General features: G+C 69.1%; 18 protein-coding genes. 9 read left to right on the top strand and 9 right to left on the bottom strand.

Translation table 11 applies throughout. The annotated features are described in order from the left end of the window. Nucleotides 1-1,909: 1,909 nt before the first annotated feature. Nucleotides 1,910-2,518 (bottom strand): TetR/AcrR family transcriptional regulator, encoded by a 609-nt coding sequence (locus H7J06_RS03410; RefSeq protein WP_264037004.1) that lies wholly within the window; start codon nucleotides 2,516-2,518, stop codon nucleotides 1,910-1,912. Nucleotides 2,519-2,609: 91 nt separating this feature from the next. On the opposite strand from H7J06_RS03410, the gene H7J06_RS03405 reads away from it, so the two are divergent. Both H7J06_RS03405 and H7J06_RS03400 read left to right on the top strand, forming a co-directional pair. Next, nucleotides 2,610-2,972: a DUF1330 domain-containing protein gene (locus H7J06_RS03405; protein WP_264037002.1), complete on the top strand. Its 363-nt coding sequence runs from the start codon at nucleotides 2,610-2,612 to the stop codon at nucleotides 2,970-2,972. Between the two features lie 63 nt (nucleotides 2,973-3,035). Beyond that, the gene (locus H7J06_RS03400) at nucleotides 3,036-3,914 is read left to right on the top strand and encodes an alpha/beta fold hydrolase (RefSeq protein ID WP_264037000.1); all 879 of its coding nucleotides are present in this window, start codon (nucleotides 3,036-3,038) and stop codon (nucleotides 3,912-3,914) included. Between the two features lie 3 nt (nucleotides 3,915-3,917). On the opposite strand, the gene H7J06_RS03395 is transcribed toward H7J06_RS03400, so the two are convergent. The 3 genes from H7J06_RS03395 to H7J06_RS03385 are packed head-to-tail and all read right to left on the bottom strand — an operon-like array spanning nucleotide 3,918 to nucleotide 5,743. Next, nucleotides 3,918-4,403: a cytochrome b gene (locus H7J06_RS03395; RefSeq protein WP_372515227.1), complete on the bottom strand. Its 486-nt coding sequence runs from the start codon at nucleotides 4,401-4,403 to the stop codon at nucleotides 3,918-3,920. A 58-nt stretch (nucleotides 4,404-4,461) separates the two neighbouring features. Then, nucleotides 4,462-5,535, bottom strand: a complete 1,074-nt coding sequence (locus tag H7J06_RS03390) for a catalase family peroxidase (protein ID WP_264036997.1) — start codon at nucleotides 5,533-5,535, stop codon at nucleotides 4,462-4,464. Nucleotide 5,536: 1 nt separating this feature from the next. Further along, nucleotides 5,537-5,743 carry a hypothetical protein gene (locus H7J06_RS03385; protein ID WP_264036995.1) on the bottom strand — a complete coding sequence of 69 codons (207 nt, stop codon included), beginning with the start codon at nucleotides 5,741-5,743 and terminating at the stop codon, nucleotides 5,537-5,539. A gap of 140 nt (nucleotides 5,744-5,883) precedes the next feature. On the opposite strand from H7J06_RS03385, the gene H7J06_RS03380 reads away from it, so the two are divergent. Together H7J06_RS03380 and H7J06_RS03375 are read left to right on the top strand one after the other, a co-directional pair. After that, a complete protein-coding gene (locus H7J06_RS03380) occupies nucleotides 5,884-6,606 on the top strand; it encodes a response regulator (RefSeq protein WP_264036992.1) in 723 nt (240 codons plus the stop codon). 2 nt (nucleotides 6,607-6,608) lie between these two features. Further along, nucleotides 6,609-7,784, top strand: a complete 1,176-nt coding sequence (locus H7J06_RS03375; protein WP_264036990.1) for a sensor histidine kinase — start codon at nucleotides 6,609-6,611, stop codon at nucleotides 7,782-7,784. Here H7J06_RS03375 and H7J06_RS03370 read toward each other — a convergent pair. Both H7J06_RS03370 and H7J06_RS03365 read right to left on the bottom strand, forming a co-directional pair. After that, nucleotides 7,752-8,408: an SGNH/GDSL hydrolase family protein gene (locus H7J06_RS03370; RefSeq protein ID WP_264036989.1), complete on the bottom strand. Its 657-nt coding sequence runs from the start codon at nucleotides 8,406-8,408 to the stop codon at nucleotides 7,752-7,754. The two genes, H7J06_RS03375 and H7J06_RS03370, sit on opposite strands and share 33 nt — an antisense overlap. A 9-nt stretch (nucleotides 8,409-8,417) precedes the next feature. Continuing rightward, nucleotides 8,418-9,476: a threonine aldolase family protein gene (locus tag H7J06_RS03365; RefSeq protein WP_264036987.1), complete on the bottom strand. Its 1,059-nt coding sequence runs from the start codon at nucleotides 9,474-9,476 to the stop codon at nucleotides 8,418-8,420. 94 nt (nucleotides 9,477-9,570) lie between these two features. Between H7J06_RS03365 and H7J06_RS03360 the strand changes: the two genes are divergently transcribed. Both H7J06_RS03360 and H7J06_RS03355 read left to right on the top strand, forming a co-directional pair. After that, a complete protein-coding gene (locus H7J06_RS03360; RefSeq protein ID WP_264036985.1) occupies nucleotides 9,571-10,041 on the top strand; it encodes a (2Fe-2S)-binding protein in 471 nt (156 codons plus the stop codon). Next, on the top strand, nucleotides 10,038-12,182 hold the full coding sequence (locus H7J06_RS03355) for a xanthine dehydrogenase family protein molybdopterin-binding subunit (RefSeq protein ID WP_264036983.1): 2,145 nt from the start codon (nucleotides 10,038-10,040) through the stop codon (nucleotides 12,180-12,182). Before H7J06_RS03360 ends, H7J06_RS03355 begins: the two co-directional genes overlap by 4 nt. Before the next feature lie 7 nt (nucleotides 12,183-12,189). On the opposite strand, the gene H7J06_RS03350 is transcribed toward H7J06_RS03355, so the two are convergent. Then, nucleotides 12,190-12,642 carry a MarR family winged helix-turn-helix transcriptional regulator gene (locus H7J06_RS03350; RefSeq protein ID WP_264036981.1) on the bottom strand — a complete coding sequence of 151 codons (453 nt, stop codon included), beginning with the start codon at nucleotides 12,640-12,642 and terminating at the stop codon, nucleotides 12,190-12,192. Between the two features lie 70 nt (nucleotides 12,643-12,712). Between H7J06_RS03350 and H7J06_RS03345 the strand changes: the two genes are divergently transcribed. Together H7J06_RS03345 and H7J06_RS03340 are read left to right on the top strand one after the other, a co-directional pair. Further along, nucleotides 12,713-13,954, top strand: a complete 1,242-nt coding sequence (locus tag H7J06_RS03345; RefSeq protein ID WP_308205688.1) for a multidrug effflux MFS transporter — start codon at nucleotides 12,713-12,715, stop codon at nucleotides 13,952-13,954. 114 nt (nucleotides 13,955-14,068) lie between these two features. Then, nucleotides 14,069-15,466: an NAD-dependent succinate-semialdehyde dehydrogenase gene (locus tag H7J06_RS03340; protein WP_264036979.1), complete on the top strand. Its 1,398-nt coding sequence runs from the start codon at nucleotides 14,069-14,071 to the stop codon at nucleotides 15,464-15,466. Between the two features lie 18 nt (nucleotides 15,467-15,484). Here H7J06_RS03340 and H7J06_RS03335 read toward each other — a convergent pair whose 3' ends face one another. Beyond that, nucleotides 15,485-16,444 carry a DNA polymerase domain-containing protein gene (locus tag H7J06_RS03335; protein WP_264036977.1) on the bottom strand — a complete coding sequence of 320 codons (960 nt, stop codon included), beginning with the start codon at nucleotides 16,442-16,444 and terminating at the stop codon, nucleotides 15,485-15,487. A 35-nt stretch (nucleotides 16,445-16,479) separates the two neighbouring features. Between H7J06_RS03335 and H7J06_RS03330 the strand changes: the two genes are divergently transcribed. Continuing rightward, nucleotides 16,480-16,833, top strand: coding sequence for a DUF1622 domain-containing protein (locus tag H7J06_RS03330; protein WP_264036975.1), 354 nt, complete (start codon nucleotides 16,480-16,482; stop codon nucleotides 16,831-16,833). Here H7J06_RS03330 and H7J06_RS03325 read toward each other — a convergent pair. Then, nucleotides 16,830-17,630, bottom strand: coding sequence for an SDR family oxidoreductase (locus H7J06_RS03325; RefSeq protein WP_264036973.1), 801 nt, complete (start codon nucleotides 17,628-17,630; stop codon nucleotides 16,830-16,832). The genes H7J06_RS03330 and H7J06_RS03325 overlap by 4 nt on opposite strands. Nucleotides 17,631-17,661: the final 31 nt, after the last annotated feature.

The following is a 17,661-nucleotide window of genomic DNA, read 5'->3' as shown; positions in this document are numbered from 1 at the left end:
ACGCCGACGCCACCGGCTCGACACCAGTTCCCACGGGCGTCACGTTCCCGCCCACGCCGCTGAGTTCGGTTCCCGCCTCCGGGAGCTTGTACTACATNCCGGACCCGACTCGGCCGGGGACGGAGACGTTGTCGTTCACGTTGACCTCAGGTGCGTCGGTGACCAAGACGGCGGTCGTCGAGGTGGTGGGGCCGAGCGAGCCCGAGAATCACGCGCCCACCCTGGTAGTCAGCACCGAGCCGACGGGTGCGGCCAACGGTGCGGTGAAGGTGTCTTTGACATTCGCCGAACCTGACGATGACCTCGTCACCTCGTACACCGCACCGCTGGTGCATGGCGGTTTGTACCTCGACGCCGCGGGCACGATACCGATTACTACGGGGGTCACCACTCCGCCCGCGCCGCTCGGTTCGGTGCCCGTGACGGCGACCTTGTATTACATTCCTGACCCGAGTCATTCGGGGACGGAGACGTTGTCGTTCACGTTGACCGATGCCTCGGGTGCGTCGGTGACCAAGACGGCGGTCGTCGAGGTGGAGGCGGGCCCGACCGATCCGGACGATCAGCCGCCCACGGTTACGGTCGTTCGCACCGACAATGTCGACGGCACAATCACCCTGGCCGTCACCGTCACCGACACAGACGACGACGCCACAAACCTGTTCATCGGAGAACGCGAACACGGCACTCTCTCCGTAGCCAATCAGCCCGTACCCGACGCCTTCACCGGTGGACCCATCACCCCGTTCAACGGGACGGTGACAATCCCCTTCACGTACACGCCGGACCCCAGCAGGCCCGGTGTCGAAACCCTGACCTTCACCGTCACCGACCCGAGCGGTGAAACGGCCAGCTACTCAACGCGAGTCGTCGTCGGTTCCCCAATCCTGTTGCCGGGCAATGTCTTCAATCCGGTCCCCAACATTTCCTATTACGATCTCGCGGTCATCGGGGAGCGCATCTACGTGCCCACGTACGACAACACGGTCGCCGTCATCGACAGGACGACCGGCCAACTGATCGGTACACCGGTGCCATTCACCGACGCCCCCAGATCGGGCTTCGCCGTCACCCCCGACGGGAGGCTGGCGTTGATCACCACCGACTACGAGGACGAGGAGAACCCGGAGAACAACGGGCCGCAAGGTGTGCAGATCGTCAACCTGCAGACCGGCGCCGCGACGTTCATCGCGACCGACGACGGCCCACAGTGGGTGACGGTGAACGAGACCGGGACGAAGGCCTACGTCTCCAATACGTTCGGCGGGACGGTGATGGTCGTCGACCTCACCGGCGCGACGCCGACCAAGCTCTTCGACATCACGGGCATATCCGGCCCCGAGGCCGCCGTCGTCGTCGGGAACAAGGTCTACGTGACCAGCTACGACGGTGAGAGCGTCCTGGCCTACGACGCAAACGGTGCTGGCGCCGCACTAGCCGAATACCAGGTTGGCAGCCCCGCATGGGCAGTCGACGCCGCACCTGACGGCCGCTTGGTCGTGACCACCGACAGCAACATCGCCGTCATCGATCCCAGCGATGACACGGTAGACATTCTGACGCTGCCAGACGACTGGGAGGCTGGCTACGGCATCGCGGTGAGCCCAGACGGAAAGCGGGCCTATGCCACGGCCAACCGGTACGACGCCGACTTCAACGTCATTGCCTCGGCCGTGTTCGTCGTGGATCTGACGACCAACACCTTCGCGGGTGGGCCGGTCGGTCTCGGTGTCACCGACCCGTGGGGCGTTCGGGTCAGCTCGGACGGCGTCGTCTACGTCCTCCTGGGCGATGGTTCCATCGCCCCGCTGACGGAGCTCGATCCGACGATCGTGTGATTCGACGGGCTCGACCCCGCCCAGGAACTCCCGGGGCGGGGCCGAATCCGTTCTCAGCCAGGGGCTCTAAGTTAGTTCGCCGCCAGACTACGGGCCACGCTCCTGGCGACGTCGGCGGAGAATTCGGCGACGGGCACGTCGCGCGCGGTGGAGAACAGCATCATCGCCGTGCCCCGCAACTGTCCGATCAGGGTGACCGCGGCGAACCGGGGGTCCACGTGCGGACCGATCGACCCGTCCTCGAGTCCCTGCTGGATCTGCTGGGCGAGGAACTCCCGGAACCAGGCGTCGCGCTCGGCGAACAGCGGGGCGAGTGCCGGTTCGGCGCCGGCGGATTCGGCCCACAGCTTCAGGAACGCCTCCGAGCGGGCCGGCCGTTGGTGCATCCCGTTCAGGTAGGCCTCGACGAACTGGGTGAGGCGGCCTAGTCCGGTGGGGGAGTCCGTCGGCACGTCGAACTGCTGGGTGTGCTTGATGAGCTCCTCGAGCAGGCGCGCCTTGCTGCCGAAGTGATGGTTGACGATGCCTCGGCTGTAGCCCGCAGCCTCGCCGACGGCCGCCAAGGAGACGGCCCGCGATCCGTGGGTCGCGACCAGGGACGTTGCGGCGTCGAGCACGCGGCGCCGGGTCTCGGCGCGGCGTTCGGCCTGCGTGCGGCGAACCGAGCGCACTTCGGTCATCGGGTCATCATCCCCCGCGCGTCTCGCGGTTGTCGGACACCAACTGTATGTTGCGTGACGTACAGCAAGTAACTACGAAGGGACTTACCTCATGTCCGCATTGGATGTATCTCGTCTCGACCGGTTCCTGGCCGCCGACCCGAACGGCCCCGTGGTGATGCTGAACCTGATCCGGTTCGCGCCAGGCGGCCAGGCCAAGTACATGCAGTACATCGAGCGGTTCAGCAGCTCGGGGGTCAACGAGCGCTACGGCGTGACGATCGTCTACGCGGGGGTCGGGCATCCGTCCCTTGCCGCAGACGGTGGTGACTGGGACATGGTGGCCCTGGTGAGCTATCCCAGCCGCCAAAACTTCGTCGACATGGTCAACGACCCGGACTACCTGGAGTTCGAACACCTCCGCTCCGAGGCCGTCGCCACCGCCGTCCTGCAGCCGACCACCGCCGCGTTGTGACGGCGACGTCGCCAAATTGACGTTCTCGAACAAAATGTGCCGCGTCCATGCTTGGCTAGAACGATGAGCGCATTTGCCACCCGGTACCAGACGGCCACGATCGACGGCCTCGAGGTGTTCTACCGCGAGGCGGGGGATCCGTCGAAGCCGACATTGCTTCTGCTGCATGGGTTTCCGTCGAGTTCGCACATGTTCCGCAATCTGATCGACTCCCTGGCCGACGAGTATCACCTGGTGGCCCCGGACCACATCGGCTTCGGGCGTTCGGCGATGCCGACGACGACGCAGTTCACCTACAGCTTCGACCGGTTGACCGAGATTACCGAGGGCCTGATCGACCATCTCGGATTGGAGAAGTTCGCGCTCTACATCCACGACTACGGCGCCCCGATCGGCCTGCGGATCGCCAGCCGCCGGCCGGAGCGGATCACCGCGCTGATCACCCAGAGCGGCAACGCATATCTGGAGGGGTTCACCCCGTTCTGGGACGTCCTGTTCGCCCACGCCAAGGACCGGGCCGCCAACGAGGAGGAGGTACGGGAGAAGTTCACGTTGGAGACCACCAAGTGGCAGTACACCAACGGCGTCCCGGCGGACCGGTTGGACCGGATCGCGCCGGAGGCCTGGCTGTTGGATCAGTTCGGGTTGGACCGCAAGGACAACGACGCGATTCAGCTGCAGCTCTTCTGGGACTACCAGTTCAACCTCGACGGCTATCCGGCGTTTCAGGAGTACTTCCGCACCTACCAGCCGCCGCTGCTGGTCACGTGGGGCAAGAACGACGAAATCTTCGGCGTCGCCGGCGCGGAGGCGTTCCACCGGGACTTCCCGAACGGCGAGTTCCACCTCCTCGACACCGGCCACTTCGCGCTGGAGACCCACGGCGAGGAAATCAGCGGCTACATCCGCGACTTCATGCCGCGCGCCCTGGGCACGGCGTAAGGGTCAGCGCCCTGGGCGAATGGTCATGCGCCGCAACAACCCGTCGCGCAGCCCGACGGTGTGGAACACGACCGCACAGATGTGCGCGATGAACGACGCGAACAGAAGGTAGGCCAACACGGTGTGCGCGGTGCGCAGCACGGCGTAGACGGCGATGCCATGCGGTGCGATGCCGGGCAGGTGCACCGGCCCCAGCAGGGTCACGGGCACGCCCGACGCCGAGACCAGCGCCCAGCCGACCAGGGGCTGCATCACCAGCAGGGCGTACATCAGGCGTTCGGACCACGTCGCCACCTTGCGTTCCAGCGGACTCATCGTGGTCAGGAACGCCGGTGGGTGATGCCGCAGCCGGTTGACCAGCCGGACGACGGCGAAGACCAGGATGACGATGCCGAGCACCCGGTGAATCGCCAGCAGCAGCGGGTAGTAGGCCAGCGCGGCGACCATCGTGGCGCCGAGGAAGAACTGGCCGATCACCATCGCGGCCATCGACCAGTGCAGCAGCCGGGACGCCAGGGTGAACTTCGGTGGCGCGGCGACGGGAGCCTCAACTGTCACGGTTCACCCTTTCGACGTCGACTGCACTGGGGGACTTGGGTTCTCGGGTGCGTCGCTCGAACGAGCGGGCGTAGACCGCAGAACGGGCCTGGGGCAGCGGGTCGTCCGACGGGCTGAGGCCGTCGGGCAGCACCAGCGGGTCGAAGTTGACGTCGCGGGCGTTGCCCGCGGCCTCGGTGAGTACGGCGTCGACGGTGATCACCCCGGCGTCGACGGTGCGTCGTCCGGCCGGCCACGGGAGCGTCGCGTCGTGCGTCGGGTCGCCAGGTTCGGCCACCGTCAGCACCAGCCGCCAGCTGACCGGGCCGCGGTGCATTCGCTCGACGAGGTCGTCGAACAGGTAGTCGCGTCCGCCGGGGGTGGGGGAGGCCGCACCGGGCGGATCCATCGGCACGGCGGCCCACCGCACGGGCACCGACGCTCCGGCACCGTTGGTCGCGATGAACGCGTTGAGCCCGTGAAAGGTGCTGTCCGCCACGCCAGGACTCGGCGGGGACGCCTTGATGATCGTCATCGCCGCGGCGGTCTCGGGATGCTCCGCCAGGAAGGCCTTCATCACGCTCGGGTCGGGCTGACCGGTGGCGGGGTCGGGTTTGCCCGCCAGCAAGCGGTCGTAGAAGCCCTGCGGCGTGCTGTCGGGGAAGACCGGCAGGTTGATCATGGCGGTGCGCCACTGCTCGCCGTGCGGTAGCCGAAACACGAGCCCCAGCCCGCGCACCGCTCCCGGTTGGTCGGCCGCGTCGGGCACGGTTCCGCCCAGGGAGAAGCGCGCGGTCACCGGTACGGTCCCGGGTGCGAAGACCGACGCCTTCGACAGCTCGGCACCCGCGCCGTTACTGGTGAAGGTGCCGGTCGCCGCGAGCCCCTTGGCATGGTTGCGTCGAAAACCGTTGTGCCGCCCGTAGACCTGTTCGAACCGGTCGGCGAATCGCGACGAGGTCAACCGTCGCGTGTTCAACCAGCCCGACGCCTCCGCCAGGCCGCCCGCGCCGACCGCCAACACGGTGCCGGCGGCGGCGAGGCCGAGCAGGGCGTCGCGACGGTTGAGCCGTGGACCCGGCATGTCAGAACGGCAAGTCGAGCGAGCCGTTGGTGGTGTCGAGTTCGTCGTGGTTCGAGGTCTGCAGGTTCAGGTTCGTCTTCACCTGCGGCATGGTCCCGAAGGGCAGCAGCGGACTGGTGTCAGCGCCGGCGACCGGCGCCAAGGCCATTGCGGCGGCGACGAAGCCAACGGCCAATCCCGGAACGATGCGCTTGGCGGTGATTCTCATGTCGGATCTCCTCGTGAGTGGACCCGGTCTCTGCCGGGATGCCTTCACTCTCGGGTACCGAGACGACGGTTCCTTGGTTGCTTTCTGAAGATTCGTTAACGATCGCGGCCCGCCGATTTCCCGCGGTGCATCATGGAGACGTGAACGACCCCACCGGAGTACCGAGTCGTCGGGCCCTGATCGTCGACGACGAAGTGGCCCTGACCGAGGTGGTCGGCAGCTATCTGAGGCGCGACGGCTTCGAGGTGCACGCCGCCCACGACGGCGGACAGGCGCTGTCCCTGGCGGGCAGCGTCGACCCCGACGTGGTGGTCCTTGACGTGGGGCTGCCCGGCATCGACGGCTTCGAGGTGTGCCGTCGGCTGCGGATCTTCTCCGACGCCTACGTCATCATGTTGACCGCCCGCGACACCGAGGTCGACACCGTCGTCGGCCTGTCGGTCGGCGCGGACGACTACATCACCAAGCCATTCAGCCCGCGGGAGCTGGTCGCCCGCATCCAGGCGATGCTGCGACGGCCTCGCCGGACGTCGCGGGAGGGGTCGGAGTTCGTCCACGCGGGCAAGCCGCCCCGTCAGATCGGTGACCTGAGCATCGACGTCGAGGGGCGGGAAGTGCGCATCGACGATGCCGAGATCGTACTGACGCGAACGGAATTCGACCTTCTCGACGCTCTCTCGTCGCGGCCCGGGAAGGTCCTCGGCAGGCGGCAGCTCATCGAGATCGTCTGGGGTGACACCTGGGTGGGCAGTGACAACATCGTCGACGTGCACGTCGGACATCTGCGTCGCAAACTCTGCGACGACCCGATGCGGTACGTCACGACGGTCCGCGGAGTGGGCTATCGAATGGGCAGGGGCTGACCATGCCGTCGAAGTCCTTTCCGCACAACGCCTCCCGATTCGGCATCAGGACGCGGCTGGTTGCGGTGAACTCGGTGGTGATCGTGGCGAGCTTCGTCACGGCCACGCTGGTCGCCGCGCTCGTCGGTCCGCCGATGTTCCGGCGTCTGATGGAGGCCGCGGTCCAACCGGGCGCCGCGGGCGACCACCCCTACCAGCGGGCGTTCGAGAGGGCGACCGCCGCATCGTTGGGGACGGCGCTGCTGGTCTCCGTCGCCGCCGCCCTCGCGCTGAGTTGGTACCTCAGTCGGCGGGTCTACCGCTCTGCCACCGAACTCGCGCACGCCGCAACGGTGATCGCCGACGGCCGCTACGACTTTCGGGTCGGCGCGCCGCGTTTGGGAAGGGAGTTCGACGAGATCGCGGTGGCCTTCAACACCATGGCGCACAGCCTCGGGCGCGTCGAGCACAGTCGCCGTCAGATGCTCGCGGACCTCGCCCACGAGATGCGGACGCCGGTCGCGATCGTCGAGGCCTATCTGGAGGCGCTCGAAGACGGTGTGAAGTCGCTCGACGACGACGCCATCGCGGTCCTGCGCGATCAGTCACGGCGACTGACGCGGCTCAGCAAGGACGTAGCCGCCTTGTCCGACGCCGAGCACCGGGCCCGCACGATCGACGCACGATGGACCTCGATCGCGCGCCTCGTAGCCACCGCGACCACGGTGTGGGAACCCCGTTACCGCGCCAAGGGCGTGACCCTCACCGCGACGACGGCCGCAGACCTTCCCGACGTGTGGGCGGATCCGGAACGCCTCGGGCAGGTGCTGGCCAACCTGCTGGAGAACGCCCTGCGGCACACGCCGACCGGAGGCTCCGTCGTGATCGGGGCCCGGGCGAACCACGGCGACGCGACGGTGGTGGTGTCCGACACCGGCGACGGCGTCTCGCCCGAGCATCTGCCCCACCTCTTCGACCGCTTCTACCGGGTGGACGCGGCGCGCGACCGGGTGCACGGCGGCGCCGGCATCGGCTTGGCCATCGCCAAGGCACTCGTCGACGGCCACGGTGGCAGCATCAGGGCCGACAGCCGGGGGCTGGGCCAGGGGACCACCTTCACCGTGTCCCTGCCGCGGGGCGTCGAGTCCGGGCCGTCACCCGCACCCTCACTGCAGGATTCGCCGCACCTCGTCGGCTAGCGCGGCGCCCAGATCGCGGTTGTTGCGTTCGGTGAAGTGCACCCCGTCGCTGCCGTCGGTGCCGATCACCGAACCCGCGTCGAAGAACGGGATCTTCATGTACGCGCACAGCGCGCCATAGGCGTCCGCCAGCTGTGCAGATTTTTGCTGCCCGCCGTCGAAGGTCATCTGGAACCACGGGTCGGGCATCGAGGCCAACGGCGGCGGGGCGACGACCAGGACCTTCGGCGCCGGATACACGGTGCCGACGCCGCCCGCGGAGCCGAGTACCTGCGCGGCGAGCACCGACATGCCGGTGGCGATGTCGAACGGTGTCCGGTTGAAGTACGCCTTGGTGTCGTTGGTGCCGAGCATCAGGATCACCAGGTCCAGGGGCAGGTGGCTGGCGAGCGCGATCGGCAGGTGCGCCGCGCCGTTGAGCCGCGGGTCGGTGGGGTCGTCGACGTTCGTGGTGCGCGCGCTGAGGCCCTCCTCGACCACCGCGTAGTCCTCGCCGAGCGCGTCGGCGAGCACGCCCGTCCAGCGCACGTCGCGAGGGAACCGCGTGGTGGGCGCGGTCTCCTCTGCCGGCACCCAGCCCCACGTCAGCGAATCACCGAAGCACATCACCGTCTTGACCGTCATGCCCTCAACCTAACCGCCGAGCTCCTCGCGGATGACCGTGACGAATCCGTCGACGTCGGCCTCCGTGGTGTCCCACGAGCACATCCAGCGCACCTGCCCGGCGGCCCGATCCCAGTCGTAGAACCGCACGCGCTCCCGGATGCGGTCGGCCGCGTCGTTGGGCAGCACCGCGAACACCGCGTTGGCCTCGGTCGCCTGGCTGAAGGACAGGCCGGCGACCGGATCGTCGTCGAGCGCACCGCGTAGCCGGGCGGCCATGGCGTTGGCGTGCGCGGCCGAGCGCAGACCCAGCTCGTCGTCGAACAGCGCGAGCAGTTGCGCGCTGGTGAAGCGCATCTTGCTGGCCAGCTGCATGCTCAGCTTGCGCAGATACGGCATGCCCTCGACGCGGGCCGGGTCGACGACGACCACGGCTTCGGCGCCCAGCAGCCCGTTCTTGGTGCCGCCGAAGCTGACGACGTCGACTCCGGCGTCGGAGGTGAACGCGCGGAACGGCACGCCGAGAGCGGCGGCCGCGTTCCAGATGCGGGCGCCGTCCATGTGCAGGGCCATGCCGTGACCGTGGGCGAAGTCGGCGATCGCCCGAACCTCCGCGGGGGTGTACAGCGTGCCCAGTTCGGTGGTCTGGGTGATGCTGACGGTCAGGGGCTGGGCGCGGTGCTCGTCGCCCCACCCCCAGGCCTGCTTCGCGACCAGCTCCGGCACGAGCTTGCCGTCCGGTGTCGGCACGGTGAGGAGCTTGAGGCCGCTGACCCGTTCGGGTGCGCCGCCCTCGTCGGTGTTGACGTGTGCGGTCTCGCTGGAGACCACCGCGCCCCAGCGCGGCATCATGGCCGTCAACGCGACGACGTTCGCGCCGGTGCCGTTGAACACCGGGAAGGCCTCGGCGGCGTCACCGAACTCGGCTCGGACGACCTCGTTGAGCCGGTCGGTGTACGCGTCCCCGCCGTAGGCGACCTGATGTCCGCCGTTGGCCTTGGCCAGCGCGTCGAGCACCTCGGGATGGACGCCGGCGTAGTTGTCGCTTGCGAAGCCCCGGTATCCGGTGTCGTGAAAGGTGTCGACCATGTCCTCAGTCTCCCAGGGCACGGGCGGGTGGCGCGGCCCGGGCGTTGGCCGCCGGTGCCGAACGGGAGGACGATGGAACGATGTGGAGACAACCATGACCGCCGTGTCGGTCAACGGCAAACTCGAGCAGGTCGCGACCGAACCCGAGACCGCGCTGCTGTACGTGCTGCGGAACCACTTGGGGCTGAAGGGAACCCGATTCGGCTGCGGCCTGGCGCTGTGCGGGTCGTGCATGGTCCTCGTCGACGGCCGGCCCAGCTACTCGTGCGACGTCCCCGTCGGCAGCCTCGAGGGCCGCGAGATCACCACGATCGAGGGGCTGAGTTCGCCCGAGGATCCGCACCCGGTGGCCACGGCGGTCGTCGAGGGCCAGGCCGCACAGTGCGGTTACTGCATCTCCGGGATCGTGGTCTCCGCCGTCGCCCTCCTCGGGGACAACGCCGACCCGTCGGCCGACGAGGTGCGCCGAGCGCTGGATGGCAACCTGTGCCGGTGCGGCGCCCACAACCGGATCGTGCGCGCGGTGCTGTCCGCCGCCGCAGAACTGCGGGAGAGGAACCGGTGACCACCGTCGCGGTCGACGGCCTTCCGATCTCGATCGTGGCCAACCCCATGGTCGACGACTGGCTGCGCCTCCTGCCCGACGGAGTCGTCGAGGTGCGTTCCGGCAAGGTCGAACTCGGGCAGGGCGTGCTGACCGCGCTGGCGCAGATCGTTGCCGAGGAGTTGGACGTCGACCTCGCGCGGGTGCGCATGACGGCGGCGGCGACGGGCGTCAGCCCCGACGAGGGGTACACCGCAGGCAGCCTGTCCATCCAGCACTCGGGGGCCGCGCTGAGGTTGGCCGCGGCCGAGGCCAGGGCCGTCCACCTCGACGCGGCGGCGGAGCTGTGGCAGGTGTCCGCCGATCTGCTGACGGTGATTGACGGCGCCGTCACCGCACCCGACGGTCGGACGACGACCTACTGGGAGCTGACGCGCGAGGGTCTGCTGCACCGCCGCGTGACCGGCGCGGTGCCGACCAAGGCGGCGGCCGATCGTCGGATCGTCGGAACGCGGGCCCCCCGGCTCGACCTGCCCGACAAGCTGGCCGGGCGGCCGCGGTTCGCCCACGACCTCGCGTTGCCGGGGATGCTCTACGGCCGCGTCGTCAGACCGCCCTCACGGTCCGCCGCGCTGCAATCGGTCGACACCGCAAGGGCGTTGGCGCTGCCGGGCGTCATGACCGTCGTCCGCGACGGCGACTTCCTCGGTGTGGTCGCAGAACGGGAGGAGGTCGCGCTGACGGCGGCGGAATACATCCGAGCCGACGCGACGTGGGAGGAGCGGGCGACGCTGCCCGACGAATCGGATCTGCCCACGTTCCTGACGGCGGCTCCCGCGGTCAGCACGGTGGTCGCCGACACCGGTGGAGCGGACCCGGATCCAGCTCGGGACAACGGCTTTCACGAAGCCCGCTACGACCGGCCCTATCTGGCCCATGCGGCGATGGGACCGTCCACCGCCACCGCACTGGTCACCACCCGCGACGACGAGCAGGTTCTCGAGGTGTGGACGCACAGCCAGGGCGTCTACCTCCTGCGCCGGGAACTCGCGAGGGCGCTGGGCCTGGCCGAGGATCGGATTCGGGTGCAGCACGTCGCGGGGTCGGGGTGCTACGGGCACAACGGCGCCGACGACGTCGCGCTGGATGCGGCACTGCTGGCGCTGGCGGTGCCCGGTCGTCCCGTGCAGGTGGTGTGGTCGCGTCCCGACGAACTCGGATGGGCGCCCTTCGGACCCGCTGCGGTCGTGCGGATCGCCGCCGAGGTCGACGGCGACGGGGCCGTGCGGACGTGGCGCCACGACGTCTGGGGCAACGGTCACGTCACCCGGCCGGGCTTCGTCCGGGCCGTCGGTCTGCTCGCGGCGAGTCACCGCGAGGGTGGTGAGCCGATCGGACCGGCCGGCGAGCCGCCGCTGGAGAACGGCGGTGGTGCTGCGCGAAACGCCGTGCCTGGCTACGCCTTTCCTCATCATCGGGTGGTGAATCATTTGCTGTCGGTGATGCCGTTGCGCACCTCGGCGCTGCGCTCGCTGGGGGCGTTCGTCAACGTCTTCGCGATTGAGTCGTTCATGGACGAACTCGCCGTCGCCGCGGGGCGCGATCCGGTCGAGTACCGCCTCGCCCACCTGGCCGACCCACGCGGGCGTGCAGTGGTCGAGGCGGTCGTCCGACGGTCTGGCTGGGCCGAGTGGACGCCCGCGGAATCCCTCGGTCGCGGGATCGCCTATGCCCGGTACAAGAACACCAGCGCCTACTGCGCGGTGGTCGCCGAGGTGGAGGCCACCAGCGAGGTGCGGGTCCGTCGGCTGACTCTCGCGGTGGATGCCGGGCTGGTGGTCAACCCCGACGGGGCGGAGAACCAGATCGAGGGCGGCGCCATCCAGGCGACCAGTTGGGCGCTGCGGGAGCAGGTCCGCTTCGACGACCGGTCCGTCACCAGTGACACGTGGGAGACCTACCCGATCCTGACGTTCTCCGAGGTTCCCGCCGTCGACGTGGAGTTGTTGCCCGACAACGGGAATCCGTCGTTGGGGGTCGGCGAGACCGCGCAGGGTCCCACCGGGGCCGCCATCGCCAACGCCGTCTACGACGCGATCGGCGTGCGGGTGCGCAGCATGCCGTTCACCGCGGAGCACATCGTCGCGGCCATGCCGGACTGACGGCGGTTCACTCGCGGTTTCGCAATCGGTCCAGAAGCTCGCGGGCGTCGTCGACCCGGGGCCGGTCGGCGCCGAGTGCGGCGGCGAGCAACGCGGCCCGCCGGGACCGGATGACGTCGATGTTGCGCTTGGCGAGGGCGGTGACGGCGAGGTTGGCGGTACGGCCGTCGGACGGGTCGTCGCTCCGCTCGACGAACCCCTGCTTCTCCAGGACCCGCAGCGCCGCGCTGAAGTTGCTGCTGCGCATCCGGAGTTCACGAGCCACGTCGCTGGGCCGGCAGCCGGGGTGGCGGTCGACGTACTCGAGCACCGCCGCCTCGACGGTCGACAGCGGCACGACGGTCTCGGCGGACTGATCCCAGGACCGGATCAGTCGGGCCGCGTGCATGACCGCGTCGGCCAGATCGGCCAGGGCCGACTCGTCCTCGGTGACGGGAGCTGGGGCGACGGCGCGGCTCATGCCGTCGACCTTACGCCGAGGAAGTTATGTATGTATAGTTACCTCAACATAGCTACTTCGAGGACGTGACATGACGACGACGGCAGGCAACGCCGAACAGATGGAACGACTGCTCACACCCGAGGAGTCCCGACCGGCGATCACCGGGCCATTGCTGCTCGTGCTGGCGCTGCTGTCCGCGGTGGCGCCCTTCGCGACCGACCTGTATCTCTCGGCGTTCCCGACGATGACGACCGACCTGGGCACCACGGCCACGTCGGTCCAGTTGACCCTGACCGCGTTTCTCGTCGGAATCGCGTTGGGGCAGTTGCTCTTCGGTCCGCTTTCGGACCGGTTCGGCCGGATGACTCCGCTCGTGGTGGGGTCTCTGCTGTGCCTGGTCGCCAGCGCCGCAACGGCGCTCGCGCCCACGGTGGAGGTGTTGGTCGCGGCCAGGTTCGCTCAAGGCGTCACCGGTGCCGCGGGCATGGTGATCGGCCGGGCGATCATCTCCGATCTGGCCGTCGGGGCCGCCGCCGCGCGGGCCTTCAGCCTGATGATGCTCGTCGGCGGCATCGCGCCCGTGGTGGCGCCCGTGCTGGGCAGCGTGCTCGTCGGTCCCCTGGGGTGGCGGGGTGTGCTGTGGGTGGTCTTCGCCATCGTCGCCGCCATGTTCGTCGGCGTCGTCGCCGTGGTCCGCGAAACCCACACCGCCGGACGGCGGGCGAAGGCCCGAGCCGACCGCGACGGGTCGCCGTCGGCACTGCGCGCCCTGGGCTCGCGCGTGTACCTGGGCAATGCACTGGCCTTCGCATTCGCCTTCGCCACCATGATGGCCTACATCTCCGCGTCGCCCTTCGTCTACCAGGTGATGATCGGTTTCAGCGAAGTGCAGTACGGAATCGCGTTCGGAGTCAACGCCCTTGGGCTCGCCGCGGTCAGCGCCGTCTCGGCCCGACTGGCCGGCAGCCGCTCCATCCGAGGGCTGGCCGGAACCGGGCTCGCGGTGTGTCTGGCCGCCGTGGTCGCGATCGTCGTCATCGTGGCGGTCGGGGCGCCCGCGTGGCTGTTGGCGGTCCCGCTGTGGGTCGCCGTGTCGAGTCTCGGGCTGGTGTTCGGCAACGCCACCGCGCTCGCCCTCGGCGGCGTAGCCGGGGTCGCCGGGTCGGCGTCGGCCGTGCTGGGCGCCCTGCAGTTCGGTCTCGGTGCGCTGGTGTCTCCGGTGGTCGGCATGGGCGGCGAGCACACGGCCGTGCCCTTGGCCGTGGTGATGTTCGTGGCCATCTCGATCGCCTGCGCGTCATTCCTGCTGGGACGCGAACGCCGGAGTTAGCTGGCAACGGCCCACGGCCGTAGCGGGCGACGCGTGTCGGTCGATCCGGCGGCGAAGCACTTCCGCGGTGACTAGATTGGGGTGGCGCTACTCACTACCGAGGGAGTTCCCATCATGACCGCGACCGTTTCGACTCAGCCCACCTACCGGGTGGTCAATCCCGCCACCGGCGACGTCGGTGAGTCGTTCGACTTCGCCACCGAGGCCGAGATCGAGTCCGCCCTGGCGGCGTCCGACGCGGCGTTCCGCTCCTGGCGCGACCTGCCGATCGCCGAGCGGGCCCGCATCGTCACCCGGGTGGCCGAACTGTTCAAGGAGAACTCGGCACGCCTCGGCGCCATCGCCACCGAGGAGATGGGCAAGCCACTGCAGGAATCGGTCGACGAGGCCGACTTCTGCGGCGACATCTTCGAGTACTTCGCCTCGGAGGGCCCGAGCCTGGCCGCCGACCAGGAGATCAAGACCTTCGCCAAGGGCAAGGCGTACGTGCAGCGGCTACCCATCGGGCCGCTGCTGGGCATCATGCCCTGGAACTACCCGTTCTATCAGATCGCCCGTTTCGCAGCCCCAAACCTGGTGCTGGGCAACACGATCATCCTCAAGCACGCCGAGTCAGTGCCCAAGTCGGCGCTGGCCGTGCAGGAGCTCATGGATGAAGCAGGCATCCCGAAGGGGGTGTACACCAACATCTTCGCGTCCTACGGCCAGATCGAGAAGATCATCGGCGACCGTCGCGTCGTCGGGGTCTCGCTCACCGGGTCGGAGCGCGCCGGCTCGGTGGTAGCGTCGATCGCCGGCCGCAACCTGAAGAAGTGCGTGCTCGAGCTCGGTGGCTCCGACCCCTACGTCGTGCTCGACTCCGACGACGTCAAGGCGTCGGCAGACCTCGCGTGGGACACCCGGATTGGCAACACCGGTCAGGCCTGCAACTCCAACAAGCGAATGATCGTCACCGAGGACATCTTCGAACCCTTCGTCGAGCGACTCGTCGAGCGGGCGAAGGACCTCAAGCCCGGCGACCCGGCCGAGTCGGCAGACGGCACCTTCGCCCCGCTGTCGTCGCGCAAGGCCGCCGAGATCCTGGACGAGCAGGTGCAGGACGCCGTCTCCAAGGGGGCGACGCTGCATGCCGGCGGCGTGCTCGGCGAGGGCCCCGCGGCCTACTACTCCCCGGCGGTGCTCACCGGCATCACCCCGGAGATGCGCGCCTACCGCGAGGAACTGTTCGGACCCGTCGCGGTGGTGTACGCGGTGTCCAGCGACGACGAGGCCCTGAAGCTGGCCAACGACACCGACTACGGGCTCGGTGGTGCGGTGTTCAGCACCGACACCGAGCGCGCGGAGAAGATCGCCCAGCGCCTCGAGTCGGGCATGGCCAACGTCAACACTCCGGCCAACGAGGGCCAGGAGGTCCCGTTCGGCGGGGTGAAGCGCAGCGGTTTCGGCCGCGAGCTCGGTCCGCTGGGCATGGACGAATTCGTCAACAAGCGGATGTACTTCGTCGCGGAGTGACCTAGGACGGACCGTCCCCTAGTCGTCCGCGGTGCGGCGGGCACGAGCCCGGCGCTTGCCCTCGTGCATCGCCGCCACCCGGGCGACGGGGATGGTCCGACCCTGCTCGACGAGATCGTTCGGCAACCGTTGCGGCGCGGGCATCGAGTCCTGCCACGGGTCACGTCCGTCGAGGACGCCCAGCGCGGTGTGAACGGTGAAGTCGGCGGGGGAGACTCGGTCGAGGTCGGACCAGGCCAGGGGAAACGAGACCGGCGTCCCCGGCCGCAGTCGCGGGCTGTATGCCGCCGCGACGGTCGCCCCGCCGGCGCGCGTCGAGTCCACGAACACCTTCCCCGCGCGGTCCTCCACGATGAACGCCGTGGTCGCCAGGTCGGGGTCGAGTGCCTCGGTGCGCGCGGCCAGTGCGCGCGTCGCGGCGGCGACGTCTTCGACCGGGGCGGCGTCGTCGACCGGCACGAAGACGTGAACGCCCTTGGCGCCGCTGGTCTTCACCGCACCGGCGAGCCCACTGTCGGCGAGCGCCTGGCGTACCAGATGTGCCACCGCGACCACGGCGGCGAAGTCGTCGTCACCGGGCGGGTCGAGGTCGAGGATCAAATGCGTTGGGCGATAGATGTTCTCGGCCAGTCCCAGCGTGGGGTGATACTCCACGGCGCGTTGATTGGCCAGCCACAGCAGCGTTCGGCGGTCGTTGCACAGCGCGTAGTGCACCTCCCGGTGGGATGCCTCCGCCCAGATCGTCGTGGTGCGAACCCAGTCCGGGGTGTACTTGGGCACGTTCTTCTGCATGAACGGCGCCCGGCCGCGTAGTACCCGCAACACCGTGAGCGGCCGGTCGGTCAGCCCGGGCAGCAGCCGGTCGGCGACGGCGTCGAGGTAGTCGACCAGGTCGCGCTTGGTGGCGTCGGCCTCGGGGGTCAACGGCTCGTCGAGGTTGGTCAGGTCCACGCCGTCGCGCTGTTCGCTGGTTGCCACCCCCGCCATGCTGCCCGACGGCTAGCGTCGGTGTCGTGGGGTTCATCGAGAGCGTCGAACTGGTCGGCAAGGTGATCGACGGCGTCGGGGTGGCGATCATCGCGGTCGGCGCCGTCGTGGCGGGAGGCATCGCCGTCGGCCGGCTCGTGCGCAAGTCGCCGGACACCTACCGCTTCTTTCGGGAGACGCTCGGCCGCACGATCCTGCTGGGGCTGGAGTTCCTGGTCGCCGCCGACATCATCCGCACGGTGGCGGTGACGCCGAACGCGCAGAGCGTCGCCGTGCTGGCCGGCATCGTGGCCATCCGGACGTTCCTGAGCTTCTCCCTCGAACTGGAGATCACCGGCCGGTGGCCGTGGCAGAAGAAGCCGCGGCAGACGGGCGCCTAACCAGACGCGGTCGTGGCGATCCCGCCGTCGACGGGGATGACCGTCCCGGTCAGGTAGGACCCGGCCCGGCTGGCCAGGAACACGGCGACGCCGGCCATGTCGTCGGCCCGGCCGATGCGGCGCAACGGGGCCGACGCGGCGATGGCGTCGCCGAACGCGTCGAGCGTTGCCGCCATCATCTTGGACGGAAACGGTCCCGGCGCCACCGCGTTGACGGTGATGTGTTGCGGCCCCAGTTCGCGGGCGAGCACGCGCGTCAACTGGTGCAGCGCGGCCTTGCTGCTGGCGTAGGAGTAGACGGGCAGTTGGCTGACGCGGATGCCGTCGATGCTGCCCACGTTGACGATGCGGGCCGGATCGTCGGCGGTCCCCGCGGCTCGCAGCGCGGGCAGCAGCGCCTGGACGAGCCAGAAGGGGGACTTGAGGTTGAGGTCGAGCACCTTGTCCCAGGCCGAATCCGGGAACGTCTCCAGCGGCTCGCCCCACGTCGCACCCGCGTTGTTGACCAGGATGTCGAGGCCGTCGGACTCCGCGGTGACCAGGCCGGCCAGCCGCCGACATTCGTCGTGCGTGGAGAGGTCGGCGGCAATGGCCGTCACGTCCCCGAACTCCGAGAGCTCCTCGCGCGCCCGCTCGCACGCGTCGGCCTTGCGTGAGCTGACGACGACGCGGGCGCCCGCCTGCAGCAGACCCCGGGCGATCATCAGGCCGATGCCCCTGGTGCCTCCGGTCACCAGCGCACGCTTGCCGGTGAGGTCGAAAAGCTGTGCATGCGTGGTGCTTTGACCGTCGGTCATGGTTCACCTTCCATAGCGGGTGGGCGGAGCG

The organism is Mycolicibacterium hodleri (assembly GCF_025822245.1).
GTDB lineage: Bacteria > Actinomycetota > Actinomycetes > Mycobacteriales > Mycobacteriaceae > Mycobacterium > Mycobacterium hodleri.
Note: the sequence above shows the minus strand (reverse complement) of the source record. Positions and strands in the feature narration are given on the sequence as shown.

What these genes read in the sequence shown, in the direction of transcription:
- H7J06_RS03410 (WP_264037004.1), bottom strand. Translation starts at nt 2,518, where the DNA reads ATGACCGAAGTGCGCTCGGTTCGCCGCACGCAGGCCGAACGCCGCGCC.
- H7J06_RS03405 (WP_264037002.1), top strand. Translation starts at nt 2,610, where the DNA reads ATGTCCGCATTGGATGTATCTCGTCTCGACCGGTTCCTGGCCGCCGAC.
- H7J06_RS03400 (WP_264037000.1), top strand. Translation starts at nt 3,036, where the DNA reads ATGAGCGCATTTGCCACCCGGTACCAGACGGCCACGATCGACGGCCTC.
- H7J06_RS03395 (WP_372515227.1), bottom strand. Translation starts at nt 4,403, where the DNA reads ATGGCCGCGATGGTGATCGGCCAGTTCTTCCTCGGCGCCACGATGGTC.
- H7J06_RS03390 (WP_264036997.1), bottom strand. Translation starts at nt 5,535, where the DNA reads ATGCCGGGTCCACGGCTCAACCGTCGCGACGCCCTGCTCGGCCTCGCC.
- H7J06_RS03385 (WP_264036995.1), bottom strand. Translation starts at nt 5,743, where the DNA reads ATGAGAATCACCGCCAAGCGCATCGTTCCGGGATTGGCCGTTGGCTTC.
- H7J06_RS03375 (WP_264036990.1), top strand. Translation starts at nt 6,609, where the DNA reads ATGCCGTCGAAGTCCTTTCCGCACAACGCCTCCCGATTCGGCATCAGG.
- H7J06_RS03370 (WP_264036989.1), bottom strand. Translation starts at nt 8,408, where the DNA reads ATGACGGTCAAGACGGTGATGTGCTTCGGTGATTCGCTGACGTGGGGC.
- H7J06_RS03365 (WP_264036987.1), bottom strand. Translation starts at nt 9,476, where the DNA reads ATGGTCGACACCTTTCACGACACCGGATACCGGGGCTTCGCAAGCGAC.
- H7J06_RS03360 (WP_264036985.1), top strand. Translation starts at nt 9,571, where the DNA reads ATGACCGCCGTGTCGGTCAACGGCAAACTCGAGCAGGTCGCGACCGAA.
- H7J06_RS03350 (WP_264036981.1), bottom strand. Translation starts at nt 12,642, where the DNA reads ATGAGCCGCGCCGTCGCCCCAGCTCCCGTCACCGAGGACGAGTCGGCC.
- H7J06_RS03345 (WP_308205688.1), top strand. Translation starts at nt 12,713, where the DNA reads ATGACGACGACGGCAGGCAACGCCGAACAGATGGAACGACTGCTCACA.
- H7J06_RS03340 (WP_264036979.1), top strand. Translation starts at nt 14,069, where the DNA reads ATGACCGCGACCGTTTCGACTCAGCCCACCTACCGGGTGGTCAATCCC.
- H7J06_RS03325 (WP_264036973.1), bottom strand. Translation starts at nt 17,630, where the DNA reads ATGACCGACGGTCAAAGCACCACGCATGCACAGCTTTTCGACCTCACC.